The sequence below is a fragment of the Acinetobacter lanii genome (assembly GCF_011578285.1).
GTDB classification, from domain to species: domain Bacteria; phylum Pseudomonadota; class Gammaproteobacteria; order Pseudomonadales; family Moraxellaceae; genus Acinetobacter; species Acinetobacter lanii.
The window spans coordinates 2,444,867-2,458,381 of record NZ_CP049916.1 but is presented as its reverse complement, the minus strand read 5'-3'; the positions used below and the strand labels follow the sequence as shown (position 1 = coordinate 2,458,381).

The 13,515-nt window shown below is 42.0% G+C and carries 9 protein-coding genes; 8 read left to right on the top strand and 1 reads right to left on the bottom strand.

Annotated features, from left to right (window positions below):
* Window positions 1-48 precede the first annotated feature (48 nt).
* Window positions 49-894, top strand: coding sequence for an SDR family NAD(P)-dependent oxidoreductase (locus G8D99_RS11070; RefSeq protein WP_166325805.1), 846 nt, complete (start codon window positions 49-51; stop codon window positions 892-894).
* Window positions 895-1,390: 496 nt separating this feature from the next.
* Window positions 1,391-2,854, top strand: coding sequence for a flavin-containing monooxygenase (locus tag G8D99_RS11065; RefSeq protein WP_166327724.1), 1,464 nt, complete (start codon window positions 1,391-1,393; stop codon window positions 2,852-2,854).
* Window positions 2,855-2,939: 85 nt separating this feature from the next.
* Here G8D99_RS11065 and gltA read toward each other — a convergent pair whose 3' ends face one another.
* Window positions 2,940-4,214, bottom strand: coding sequence for a citrate synthase (gene gltA / locus G8D99_RS11060; protein WP_166325802.1), 1,275 nt, complete (start codon window positions 4,212-4,214; stop codon window positions 2,940-2,942).
* Window positions 4,215-5,279: 1,065 nt separating this feature from the next.
* Between gltA and sdhC the strand changes: the two genes are divergently transcribed.
* The 6 genes from sdhC (at window position 5,280) to odhB (ending at window position 13,511) form a co-directional block, all read left to right on the top strand.
* On the top strand, window positions 5,280-5,678 hold the full coding sequence (gene sdhC, locus G8D99_RS11055) for a succinate dehydrogenase, cytochrome b556 subunit (RefSeq protein WP_166327722.1): 399 nt from the start codon (window positions 5,280-5,282) through the stop codon (window positions 5,676-5,678).
* Window positions 5,678-6,043: a succinate dehydrogenase, hydrophobic membrane anchor protein gene (gene sdhD, locus G8D99_RS11050; RefSeq protein WP_166011771.1), complete on the top strand. Its 366-nt coding sequence runs from the start codon at window positions 5,678-5,680 to the stop codon at window positions 6,041-6,043. Before sdhC ends, sdhD begins: the two co-directional genes overlap by 1 nt.
* A 12-nt stretch (window positions 6,044-6,055) precedes the next feature.
* A complete protein-coding gene (locus G8D99_RS11045; protein WP_166325799.1) occupies window positions 6,056-7,954 on the top strand; it encodes an FAD-binding protein in 1,899 nt (632 codons plus the stop codon).
* 14 nt (window positions 7,955-7,968) lie between these two features.
* Complete coding sequence (locus G8D99_RS11040) at window positions 7,969-8,682, top strand: succinate dehydrogenase iron-sulfur subunit (protein ID WP_166325796.1); 714 nt, start codon at window positions 7,969-7,971, stop codon at window positions 8,680-8,682.
* A gap of 768 nt (window positions 8,683-9,450) precedes the next feature.
* Window positions 9,451-12,291, top strand: coding sequence for a 2-oxoglutarate dehydrogenase E1 component (locus tag G8D99_RS11035; RefSeq protein WP_196782886.1), 2,841 nt, complete (start codon window positions 9,451-9,453; stop codon window positions 12,289-12,291).
* Window positions 12,291-13,511, top strand: coding sequence for a 2-oxoglutarate dehydrogenase complex dihydrolipoyllysine-residue succinyltransferase (odhB, locus tag G8D99_RS11030; protein ID WP_166325790.1), 1,221 nt, complete (start codon window positions 12,291-12,293; stop codon window positions 13,509-13,511). Before G8D99_RS11035 ends, odhB begins: the two co-directional genes overlap by 1 nt.
* The last annotated feature ends 4 nt before the right edge of the window (window positions 13,512-13,515 follow it).

The following is a 13,515-nucleotide window of genomic DNA, read 5'->3' as shown; positions in this document are numbered from 1 at the left end:
TGACTCAATAGAAAGATTCAAAAAAATAAAATATAAGGGAAATCCATCATGGGATTGATTAAGAAAAACAGGAAGCCGAGTCACAACGCTTATGCGGTGGTGACCGGTGCAGGTAGCGGGATTGGACGAAGTTTTGCATTGGAACTGGCGCGCCGTGGTGGATCGGTGGTTTGTGCCGATATCAATTTAGCGGCTGCTCAAGAAACAGTGCAATTGATTCAAACTGAAACAGGACAAAAAGCCGTTGCGATCGAATGCGATGTCGGCAAAAAAGAATCAGTCCAAGCCCTGTCTGAACAAGCTGAGAAAGATTTAGGTCATCCGATTTCATTGATTATTAACAATGCAGGCGTGGGTTTAGGTGGAAAGTTTGATGAAGTCAGCCTCGATGATTGGCAATGGTGTATGCATGTCAATCTATGGGGCGTGATTCATGGCTGCCATTTCTTTGTGCCGAAATTTAAACAACAAGGCTATGGCGCAATTATCAATGTGGCATCGGCAGCAGGCTATACCGCTGCACCTGAAATGACCGCATACAATGTCACCAAATCGAGTGTCTTGGCACTCTCTGAAACGCTGTCATCTGAATTGTATCCTGACAATATTCGGGTCAATGTGCTATGTCCAACCCTTGTTCCAACCAATATTATGAAAAATGGACGTTTGCCAAAACAATACTCAGGTAAAGCCGATGATTTATTGCAAAATCATGCTTTTGTCACCAGTGATCAAGTGGCAATCAAAACCTTAAATCATCTTGATGCAGGCAAGCTATATACCATTCCACAACCGGATGCCAAATTGTTTTGGTGGATGAAGCGAGCTTCACCTAGCCTATATGCAAAAATGTTGGGCATGGGCTATCCATGGTTTAAAAGATTTGTGAAATGATGGGTTATATGATCCATTTTATACAGAATAAGAGATAAAAAAGATGAGCCAGCAAAACGCAGTTAAAGCAAAAGCCAAAAAAGCCGATCAAACCTTAAATGAAAAAAAGCAAGTTAAACCTACACTCACTGTAACAGCACATGTGGCTAAATCACAGTCGAACACAACAGCAAGCACTGCCAAGCAAACCATATCTGTACAAGCAAAACCGGTACAGTCATCTGAGTCATCTCAGCCTGCTAAGAAACCATCGACCACTATTGACGGCGTACAACAAAAAACTGAGTCGGTAATACAGCCTTCTGTGCCAACACATAAGGCTAAGGTTCAAGCTGAAGCGCAACATTCAGCACGACAAACGGATGGCGTAAAACCTGAATCTCAGCAAACAGCATTGAAAACGGATGTAAAAACACAACCCACTGTGCAGGAAACATTAAACACCCATCCAGCAAAATCATTGACAAGCGCTCAAGATCAACTCATCGAACCATCGATGTCCACGACCACGACTCATGTCTACGATACTATTGTCGTGGGCGCCGGTATTTCAGGGATTGCCGCTGCATATAAGATGAATAAAGAAGGTTATGATGATTATATTGTGCTTGAGAAAGCTGATCGTGTAGGCGGAACTTGGCGTGACAATAGCTATCCTGGCTGTGGTTGTGATGTCCCTTCTGCTTTATATTCTTTTTCGTTTTCACCTAGTCACAAGTGGAGTCACCTATTTGCTAAACAGCCTGAGATTTTAAGTTATCTCGAAGAAGTGACTGCAAAGTTCGATTTATATAAAAAAATCGAATTCAATAATGAACTTCTCAGCGCCAAATGGGATCAAATCAAAGGCATTTGGAATCTTGAAACATCAAAAGGTGTATATCAAGCCAAAACAGTGATGTTTACTACAGGGCCAATTACCGAACCTTCGATGCCGAAATTGAAAGGGATTGAGAGCTTTAAAGGTGAAATGTTTCATTCAGCACGTTGGAATCATGATGCTGATCTCAAGGGAAAGCGAATTGCAGTCATTGGAACAGGTGCATCCGCAATTCAATTTATTCCTCAAGTACAACCCCTTGCTAAACAATTACTGGTTTTTCAGCGTACCGCACCTTGGGTTCTACCAAAAGCAGATATGGATTTGAATGAGACGGCAAAGGGAGTGATCCAACGCTTTCCAATTATTCAACAAACTTGGCGCAACAGCATTGCCCAAATTTTAAATGGTATTAATTTTGGTTTACGTAATCCTAAAGTATTGAAACCGATTAATGTTTTAAGTCGTCAACTGCTTAAGTTGCAAATTCAAGATGAAAAATTGCGTAAAGATGTCACGCCGAATTTTGATATTGGTTGTAAGCGTCTGTTGTTTGCCAATAATTATTATCCTGCCTTACAACAGGACAATGTGAGTTTGATTCCACATGGTTTGGTGGAGATCGATGGGAATACTGTGGTGGCAGCCAATGGTGAACGCCATGAAGTTGATGTGATTATTTGGGGAACAGGATTTGAGGTGTCACATCCACCGATAGGTAAACGTGTTTATGATACCGATGGAAAGTTATTGACGGAGCGTTGGAAAGACTCTTCACCTGAGGCCTATTTGGGTACAAGTATTGAGGGTTTGCCCAATGCGTTCTTGGTTTTAGGGCCAAATATCTTGGTCTATGACTCGTTTATTGGCATTGCGGAAGCCCAAATTGGCTATATCGTTGATGGTCTGATCAAAATGAAAAAGCAGGGCATTAAACAATTGATGATTAAAAAGCATGTACTGGATAAGCACAATCACTTGGTGCAAAAACATATTAAAACCACTGTTTTTAATGCTGGTGGGTGTAAGAGTTATTATTTAGATGCCAATGGACGAAACTTTGCTGCATGGCCATGGTCTTTGAAAAAGCTCAAAGCACAGCTTAAGACCTTAGATTTAGATCATTACGATGCAGCATAACCCTTTAATTGATTAAATCATTAGAAAAAGCGTATAAAAAAACCACCCGAAGGGTGGTTTTTTTACGTCATCAACGCTGTTCGAATTAACGAACGATATCGCGTTGAACTTCGCCAGTGTAAAGCTGACGTGGACGACCGATTTTGTACGGTGCGCTGTGCATTTCGATCCAGTGGCTGATCCAACCCACAGTACGCGCAAGTGCGAAGATTACTGTAAACATTTCTGTTGGGATACCAATCGCTTTAAGAATGATACCTGAGTAGAAGTCAACGTTCGGGTAAAGGTTACGTTTAACGAAGTATTCGTCAGACAACGCGATACGTTCAAGTTCCATTGCCAAAGCAAGTTGAGGATCATTGATACCCAGTGCGCTTAACACTTCGTCACATGTCTCTTTCATTACTTTCGCACGTGGGTCGAAGTTTTTGTAAACGCGGTGACCAAAGCCCATCAATTTAACTTCTTTGGTTTTCACTTTTTCCATGAAGCCAGCAACGTTCTCTACAGTGCCGATTTCATCAAGCATTTTAAGAACAGCTTCGTTCGCGCCACCGTGAGCAGGTCCCCAAAGTGCTGCGATACCTGCAGCGATACATGCGTATGGGTTTGCACCAGTAGAACCCGCTAAACGTACTGTAGACGTAGAAGCGTTTTGTTCATGGTCAGCGTGAAGCGTGAAGATACGATCCATTGCTTTTGCAAGGATTGGATCAACTTTGTAATCACGGTCTGCAGGCGTAGCAAACATCATGTACAAGAAGTTTTCTGCGTAGCTTAAATCGTTACGTGGGTAAACGAATGGCTGACCTACAGTGTATTTGTAAGTCCAAGCAGCCAAAGTAGGTACTTTAGCGATTAAGCGAATGGCAGTGATTTCACGGTGATCCACATTTTCAGCATCAAAACCGTTGTGATAGAACGCTGAAAGCGCACCAACAACACCACACATGATCGCCATAGGATGCGCATCACGACGGAAACCGTTAAAGAAACGACCGACTTGATCGTGAACCATGGTGTGGTTACGTACTTTAGCGTCGAATTCAACTTTTTGTTCAGCAGTTGGAAGATCACCATTTAAAAGTAAATAACAGGTTTCTAAATAGTCTGCTTTCGTTGCAAGTTGGTCGATTGGGTAACCACGGTGTAGAAGCACACCTTTACCGCCATCAATGAAAGTGATTTTTGACTCGCATGCAGCAGTCGAGACAAAACCAGGATCAAAAGTGAAGTGACCAGCGGCCAACACATCTTTAACGTCAATTACATCTGGGCCCAATGTACCGCTGTAAATCGGTAATTCAATTTCTTTGCCATCAAGTTGTAAAACGGCTTTTTTGCCAGTTGCTTCAGACATTCAATAGATCTCCTGTCCTGGTGAATGTTTTATCTAACTTGAGAATAATCAATATGTAATGGTCAAGTTAGACGGATCAAAATTTGATATAAGCTTAGTGGGTCAAGAAATATTGTCAATTATACTTATGGATAAATTGGACTGTTCAAGCATTACAGTTTCTGATTGTGCTGTGAGATTGAACTATCTCTGTTTCACTAACGCCGCAGTATCATATGTTAATTTTTACAAAAGATGCAGTATATAATTTAAACAAAATTTAGCATTGGCTTTTTTTTGATTGGTTATTGTCAGGATATTCATATCTTTTTTCAATTTAACAAAAAGACTAAAACCACTGATATGTTGGAAATTCCCAAATTTTTTATCGAAAAAACGGCTAAATATTCAACAAAAAATAGCATGAAAATATTTTTCAATTTTTTGTGTCTGTTTGATCAAAAAATATCATTTTTGCCAATTATGCTGTATAGAAAACAGTCGAAATTGGTGCATTTTGCTATTTTGACTGTTTTTTATTTCATCAAATGCTCAAAAAAAGCATGAAAAAAAACAGTTTATTCACAAACTAAGTGCTTATTTCCATTCATGAAGTGTTAAGTCAAATCATTCAAAATGATGGTATATATTTATATGCTAAATGTTAGGGTATTTTAGTGCTAAATTTCGTTATTAAAATTGCTATATAAAGGTTATGCAAAAAATTAAGCAATTTTGGCTCAAAAATAGAGGCATTTTCACCCATAATATTGGTCTTTAGTCTAGGTAGGAACGTAAATATAACAAAGCTTATTTCTATTACTGTTTTTTGCTTGATATTATTAAATTACAAGGATTTAGCTCTTAATTATGGTTATAACTTAGTCGTTAAAAACCATAAGCAAATGCAAATGATTCTTATTCTTTGGTTTTTCGCTGTTTTTGAGTCAGGTGCTTGTTTGTGTTTTAAAAATTGCCGTTTTATAATTCAGCGTCATTATAAGTTTAGGCATTTGCTTGCCTGACAATGCCAGCTGTCCTTCGAATTTATTCCAACAAACTCCGGATGGAGTTTTTACTTACAGGATGCCCGCTGTGAAAAGCAACAGACCTGTCAATTTGTCCATGGGTCAAGTTTTAGAAGTAAACTTAAAATCACCTGTGGCAATTGCATCAATTTTACACCGTCTCTCTGGTGTCATCGTATTTTTACTCGTACCTGTACTTTTATGGCTTTTAGATAAGTCATTGTCTTCACCTGAAGGCTTTGCTGAGGTTCAAGCAATCTTTGGTGGCTTCATTGTACGTTTTGTTGTATGGGTATTTGTAGCCGGCTTAATTTTTCACTTCATCGCAGGTATTAAGCACTTACTCGCTGATATGGGTGTTGCTGAAGAGTTAGAAAGTGGCCGCATGGCAGCTACAATTTCATTAATCTTGTCTGCGATCGGTATTATCGCAGCATTTGTATGGATTGTTCTCTAATGAAAAGTGCTACTGGTTTAACGGGTTCAGGTTCTCGCGATTGGTTTATCCAACGTGTAAGTGCTGTCGTCTTGGCTGTGTATACCGTTGTGGTATTCGGCTGGATCCTGTGTAACGGCGGATTTAACTACGAACAGTGGTTCGGCTTTATGATGACATTACCAATGAAGATCTTATCTCTATTGGCAGTCTTATCTCTTGTTGCGCATGCTTGGATTGGTATGTGGCAAGTATTCACTGACTATGTGACTACTCGTCAGATGGGTCCTTCAGCTTCAGGCTTACGCCTGGTACTGACTTCAGCAGTCATTATTGCTGTATTTGCATATGCAATCTGGGCGATCCAGATTTTTTGGGCGAATTGATAGGAAACAATCATGGGCGCTATAACCCCTAAAGAAGATTACACAAATATTCCACACGAAACTTTCGATGCTGTCATCGTGGGTGGTGGTGGTTCTGGTATGCGCGCTTCTTACCAACTTGCTCAAGCGGGTTTAAAAGTTGCGGTACTGACTAAAGTATTCCCAACACGTTCTCATACTGTTGCTGCACAGGGTGGTATTGGTGCATCTCTTGGTAATATGCAAGAAGATAATTGGCACTATCACTTCTATGACACCGTAAAAGGTTCTGACTGGTTAGGTGACCAAGACGCAATCGAATTTATGACGCGTGAAGCACCTCAAGTGGTATACGAACTTGAACACTTAGGTATGCCATTTGACCGTAACGCAGACGGTACGATTTACCAACGTCCATTCGGTGGTCACTCTGCAAACTACGGTGAAAAAGCGGTTCCTCGTGCATGTGCTGCAGCCGACCGTACAGGTCACGCACTTCTTCACACGCTATATCAAAGCAATGTAAAAATGGGTACTCAATTCTTCGTTGAATGGATTGCATTAGATCTAATTCGTAACGAAGCAGGCGATGTGCTTGGTGTAACAGCATTAGACCAAGAAACAGGTAAGATTGCAGTATTCCAAGCGAAAGCAACATTGTTTGCTACCGGTGGTGCGGGTCGTGTGTATCGTGCATCTACTAACGCTTATATCAATACCGGTGATGGTTTGGGTATGGCAGCGCGTGCAGGTATTCCATTACAAGATATGGAATTCTGGCAATTCCACCCAACGGGTGTTGCGGGCGCAGGCGTATTGTTGACTGAAGGTTGTCGTGGTGAAGGTGCAATCCTTCGTAACGATGCTGGTGAACCATTCATGGAGCGCTATGCACCTACACTGAAAGACTTGGCGCCACGTGACTTCGTATCACGTTCTATGGACCAAGAAATTAAAGAAGGTCGTGGTTGTGGTCCGAAGAAAGATTATATCTTGCTTGATATGACGCACTTGGGTGCTGAAACGATCATGAAACGTCTACCGTCTGTATTCGAGATTGGTAAGAAATTCGCGAACGTGGACATCACTAAAGAGCCAATTCCAGTTGTACCAACAATCCATTATCAAATGGGTGGTATTCCAACCAATATTCATGGTCAAGTGGTTGTTCCTGAAAGCCGTGAAACTACACCGCTTGTTGCGAACTACAATAAAGAAAATGACGTTTACTCTACCAATGCAGAAGAGCGTAACTTCACTAAACCAGTGAAAGGTTTCTATGCAATTGGTGAGTGTTCATGTGTATCTGTACACGGTGCAAACCGTTTAGGTACCAACTCATTGCTTGACTTGGTAGTATTTGGTAAAGCGGCGGGTGAACACATCATCGATTACGTGACTAAACATCACGGTGATGAATACGCACCACTTCCGACGACTGTACTTGAGCAAACTGTTGCACGTATTCGTAAACTTGACGAATCGACTACAGGTGAAAACGCTCAAGAAGTTGCTGATGCGATTCGTGACATCGTTCAAGACCATGCAGGTGTATTCCGTACCACTGAATTGCTTGCGAAAGGTGTGAAAGAGATTCTTGCAATCGAACCACGCGTACGTAACATTCATTTGAAAGACAAGTCTAAAGTATTCAACACTGCACGTATTGAAGCACTTGAAGTTGAAAACTTGTATGAAGTCGCGAAAGCAACCTTGATTTCTGCTGCTGCGCGTAAAGAATGTCGTGGTGCGCATACGGTTGTAGACTTTGAGTTACCACCAGATCACCCATCTTACCCGTACGGTCGTCGTGATGATGAGTGGATGAAGCACACATTATGGTTCTCTGTAGACAACCATCTTGAGTATAAGCCAGTGCGTTACCGTCCATTATCGGTAGATGCAATTCCACCTAAACCACGTACATTCTAATTGGGAGAGCTAAGATGAGTAGTCGAGGTACTCGTACATTTAATATCTACCGCTACGATCCTGATAAGGATAAAGCACCGTACATGCAAACTTTTAAACTCGAGTTGACTGATAAGCACCGTATGTTGCTTGATGCGCTTCTTGCTTTGAAAGTACAAGACGAAACTTTAACGTTCCGTCGTTCATGTCGTGAAGGTATTTGTGGTTCTGATGGTGTAAACATCAACGGTAAAAATGGTTTGGCGTGTCTTTGGAACCTGAATGATTTACCTGAGGTGATTACGATTCGTCCACTTCCAGGTCTGCCTGTGATTAAAGACTTGGTTGTAGACATGAATCAGTTCTACGATCAATACAATAAGATCACACCGTTCTTGATTAACAATCAGCCTGCGCCACCGAAAGAGCGTTTACAATCTCCTGAAGAGCGTGAACACTTAGATGGTTTATACGAATGTATTCTGTGTGCATGTTGTTCAACGTCATGCCCATCATTCTGGTGGAACCCGGATAAATTCTTGGGTCCTTCAGCATTGTTGAATGCATACCGTTTCATCATTGATTCGCGTGATACAGCAACGCAAGAGCGTTTGGCTCGTCTTGACGACCCATTCTCTTTATTCCGTTGTAAAGGCATCATGAACTGTGTTTCTGTATGTCCGAAAGGCTTGAATCCAACCAAAGCAATTGGTCACATCCGTAGCATGATGTTCGATCAAGCAGGTTAATTCTTGCTAGTAAAAAAAGCACACCTTGAGGTGTGCTTTTTTTTAATTTTTTAAAACTGAGTTTTAGCAGATTTAATGTTTAATATTGGGTAAAAACTGCGCCTTTGGTCACTTTAGAATAATGCTTTAGTGGTAGGTGGGGGTTAATTATAAGCTGAAGTGTTTATCATAACGATAAATCTAATATGAGATGGAATAGGCTCGAATTGGATGATTATCATTTGTTTTGATTGATGTAAAATAATCATTCATAGCATTTATGAGTCAAGCATTAAATCTTGGGTTATCATAGATAAATTGCTGTATAAATAATCAGTATTTAGTTAATTTATATGAGGTATGTGTCAATAAAATCAATTGGGCAGGGTCTTCATGTTAGCATTTGCTCAAGTCGTGTTCAGCGAGTTGGATTGAAATTTAGGTACATTAATTCAACATTTTAAATGTGCGTTAATGCTTGAAAGTATAGATAATATAGAGCGGACGAATTGCTTTAGAAAAGCCAATGATTTTGATTTTTCTAAGTCAATTTTGCAAAGAAATTGCTCGACCTCGTCGAGTATGGAAGATGAGTGATGATGCCATATAAGGGCGTTATGATTCGTTGTTGGTGTTGGATTGCCTCGTTTTGACAGTCCAATCCTGTTAACGCCCCATGGTCATTTTATGCCTGATGGGTGAATGTCAATTTACCGATTTGGCATTATCAATCATGGGTGGGCTAAACAAGCCCCCTGTAATGTTTTGCAATAGGAAATGGGTCCACAAATGCAAGAAGTTGCTGACGCTCTGCGTCTTGACACTGAACTTTCCGCTGACAGTGCAGCGTATATTGAAGAACTTTATGAGCAGTATCTAACAGCGCCAGATTCAGTGGGTGCTGACTGGCAAGAGTACTTCGGTAAATTCCCGAAAGGTGATCAACCTCACAGCAATGTACGCGAGCAATTCCTATTATTAGGTCGTAATTCTAATCGTGTACAACCTGTTGTTCAAAGCGCGGTAAGCTCTGAGCATGAACGTCGTCAAATTGGTGTATTACAACTGATTGCTGCGTATCGTAACCGTGGTCACCAAAAAGCAAAACTAGATCCATTAGGTCTTGCAAAACGCGAAGACGTGCCTGATCTAGATCTTGCTGCGCACGGCTTAACCAAATCAGACCTTGACACTGTTTTCAATACAGGCAACTTGGCACTTGGTAAAGATCAAGCGACTTTGGGTGAAATGGTCAATGCCATGGAAGCAACATATTGTTCTTCTATTGGTGTGGAATACATGCACATTGTTGACACCAAAGAAAAACGTTGGATTCAACAACGCCTTGAAGGAACTAAAGGTCAATTCGGTTTCACAGCAGAACAAAAGAAACATGTCCTTGAGCGTTTAACGGCTGCTGAAGGTCTAGAAAAATTCCTCGGTAACAAATACGTTGGTGCGAAACGTTTTGGTGTTGAAGGTGGTGAATCATTTATCCCAATGGTAAATGAATTGATCCAACGTGCAGGCTCTGTAGGTTGTAAAGAAGTGGTTATCGGTATGCCTCACCGTGGCCGTTTAAATCTTCTTGTCAATATCATGGGTAAAAACCCAGCAGACCTATTCGGCGAATTCGAAGGTAAAGCACTGAACAAAAAAGGTTCAGGCGACGTTAAATACCACCAAGGTTTCTCATCAAACGTGATGACTCCAGGTGGCGAAGTTCACTTAGCGTTAGCGTTCAACCCATCACATTTGGAAATCGTTGGACCAGTCGTTGAAGGTTCAGTACGTGCGCGTCAAGTGCGTCGTAAAGATATCGGTGGTGATGACGTATTACCAATCATTGTGCATGGTGATGCAGCATTTGCAGGTCAAGGTGTGAATCAAGAAACCTTCCAAATGTCACAAACACGTGGCTATACAGTGGGTGGTACGGTTCATATTGTTGTGAATAACCAAGTTGGTTTCACCACATCTGATCCACGTGATGCGCGTTCTACAGAATACTGTACGGACATTGCGAAAATGATCCAAGCACCGATCTTCCATGTGAACGGTGATGATCCTGAAGCAGTGTTGTTCGTTTCTCAATTGGCACACGATTTCCGTCACACCTTCCGTAAAGACGTTGTGATTGACATGTTCTGCTACCGTCGTCGTGGTCATAACGAAGCCGATGAGCCAGCAGCAACTCAGCCATTGATGTATCAAGTGATCAACAAGAAAACAACGACCCGTACGTTGTATGCAGATCAATTGGTTCAACAGGGTGTGTTAGATCGTGCAGCAGCAGATGCCATGGTTGAACAGTACCGTTCTGATTTAGAAGCGGGTAAACACGTTGCCAATGCACTTGTACTTGAGCCAAACAAAAAAATGTTTGTGGATTGGACACCATACTTGGGTCACGAATACACAGACAAATGGGATACTTCATTCCCAATTGAACGCTTAAAAGAACTTGGTCGTAAAATGCGTGAGTTGCCAGAAGGCTTCGTGATGCAACGCCAAGTATCGAAAGTGATTGATGACCGTTTGAAAATGCAAACAGGTGAAATGCCACTGAACTGGGGTGCTGCTGAAACTTTAGCGTATGCAACCATTCTAGATGAAGGCTTCCTTGTTCGTTTAACGGGTGAAGACGTGGGTCGTGGTACATTCTCACACCGTCATGCGAAATTGCATAACCAAGTCGATGGTTCAACCTATATTCCGCTTTGCCATATCAAAGAAAACCAACCACGTACGGCTATTTATGACTCATTGTTGTCAGAAATGGCGGTGTTGGCATTCGAATATGGTTATGCAACCACACTTCCTAAGAGCCTTGTGATTTGGGAAGCTCAGTTCGGTGACTTCGCGAACTGTGCACAGGTTGTGATTGACCAATTCATCGCTTCTGGTGAAACCAAATGGGAACGTGTGTGTGGTTTAACCATGCTTCTTCCACATGGCTTCGAAGGTCAAGGTCCTGAGCACTCATCTGCACGTTTAGAACGTTTCTTACAGCTGTGTGCTGAAGACAACATGCAAGTGATTACACCGACGACTCCTGCGCAGATTTTCCATGCGATGCGTCGTCAAGCACTTCGTCCGATTCGTAAACCAATGATCGTGACTTCACCGAAATCATTGCTTCGTCACAAACTTGCAACGTCTACACTAGAAGAGCTTGCAAATGGTTCATTCCAAACCGTGATCGATGAAATCGACAACATCAACAAAGCTGACGTTACCCGTTTAGTGCTTTGTGGTGGTAAGGTTTACTATGATTTACTTGAAAAACGTCGTGAAGCTGAATTAAGCAATACTGCGATTGTACGTATTGAACAATTGTATCCATACCCAGAAGCACGTTTAGCTGAAGTTCTTGCTCAATATCCAAATGTGAAAGATATCGTTTGGACTCAGGAAGAGCCGAAGAACCAAGGTGCTTGGTTATTCATCGCACCGCGTTTATACGATGATGTGATGAAAGCGGGTAAACAAGTTCGTATTAGTTATGCAGGTCGTGAAGCTTCTGCTGCACCGGCTTGTGGTTCACCTTATTTGCATGCAAAACAACAAGCTCAGCTGGTAAATGACGCATTAGCGATCAATGCTGAACAAACTGGAGATTCTCAATAATGGCAACCGAAATTAAAGCACCGGTATTCCCAGAGTCAGTTGCTGACGGAACAATTGCAACTTGGCACAAACAACCAGGTGAAGCTGTATCACGTGACGAAGTGATCTGTGATATCGAAACGGATAAAGTTGTTTTAGAGGTTGTTGCTCCTGCAGACGGTACAATCGCTTCAATCCTTAAAGGTGAAGGCGATACTGTTCTTTCATCTGAAGTGATTGCTCAGTTTGAAGAGGGTGCTGTATCTGGCGCTGCTCAAACTCAAGCAGTTCAATCTGAAGGTCAAGTAGAACAAGCTGCTGCTCAAACTGAAGCAGGTGCTGCACCTGTGGTTGAACGTGCTCAAGCGGTGACTGATCAAGCGCCTGCAGTGCGTAAAGCATTGACTGAATCTGGTATCGCTGCAAGCGATGTTGAGGGTTCGGGTCGCGGTGGTCGTATCACCAAAGAAGATGTTGCGAATCATCAAGCTAAACCTGCGGCAGCTGCTGTTGCTCCATTAGCGGCTCCTGCTGCTGGTGAGCGTATCGAAAAACGTGTTCCAATGACTCGTCTTCGTAAACGTGTTGCTGAACGTCTATTGAATGCAACGCAAAGCACTGCAATGTTGACTACGTTCAACGAAGTGAACATGAAACCAATCATGGACATGCGTGCGCAATATAAAGATGCATTCGAAAAACGTCATGGTGCGCGTCTAGGCTTCATGTCATTCTTCGTTAAAGCAGCAACTGAAGCGCTTAAACGCTACCCAGCGGTAAATGCTTCTATTGATGGCGACGACATCGTATATCACGGTTTCTATGACATCGGTGTAGCGGTGTCTTCTGACCGTGGTCTAGTGGTTCCTGTACTTCGTGATACAGACCGCATGAACTATGCTGAAGTTGAAAACGGTATCCGTGCATATGCTGGTAAAGCGCGTGACGGTAAATTGGGTATTGAAGACATGACTGGCGGTACATTCACCATTACTAATGGTGGTACGTTCGGTTCATTGCTTTCTACGCCGATTTTGAATACACCACAAACTGCGATTTTGGGTATGCATAAAATCCAAGAGCGTCCAATGGCGGTGAATGGTCAAGTTGAAATCTTACCGATGATGTACTTGGCACTTTCTTATGACCACCGTTTAATCGATGGTAAAGAAGCAGTAGGTTTCCTTGTAGCAATCAAAGAATTGTTAGAAGAACCAGCACGTTTGATCCTCGATCTTTAATTTA

Excerpts from the sequence above, each read along its gene's own strand:
- G8D99_RS11070 (WP_166325805.1), top strand. The coding sequence starts at position 49 with ATGGGATTGATTAAGAAAAACAGGAAGCCGAGTCACAACGCTTATGCG.
- G8D99_RS11065 (WP_166327724.1), top strand. The coding sequence starts at position 1,391 with ATGTCCACGACCACGACTCATGTCTACGATACTATTGTCGTGGGCGCC.
- gltA (WP_166325802.1), bottom strand. The coding sequence starts at position 4,214 with ATGTCTGAAGCAACTGGCAAAAAAGCCGTTTTACAACTTGATGGCAAA.
- sdhC (WP_166327722.1), top strand. The coding sequence starts at position 5,280 with ATGCCCGCTGTGAAAAGCAACAGACCTGTCAATTTGTCCATGGGTCAA.
- sdhD (WP_166011771.1), top strand. The coding sequence starts at position 5,678 with ATGAAAAGTGCTACTGGTTTAACGGGTTCAGGTTCTCGCGATTGGTTT.
- G8D99_RS11045 (WP_166325799.1), top strand. The coding sequence starts at position 6,056 with ATGGGCGCTATAACCCCTAAAGAAGATTACACAAATATTCCACACGAA.
- G8D99_RS11040 (WP_166325796.1), top strand. The coding sequence starts at position 7,969 with ATGAGTAGTCGAGGTACTCGTACATTTAATATCTACCGCTACGATCCT.
- G8D99_RS11035 (WP_196782886.1), top strand. The coding sequence starts at position 9,451 with ATGCAAGAAGTTGCTGACGCTCTGCGTCTTGACACTGAACTTTCCGCT.
- odhB (WP_166325790.1), top strand. The coding sequence starts at position 12,291 with ATGGCAACCGAAATTAAAGCACCGGTATTCCCAGAGTCAGTTGCTGAC.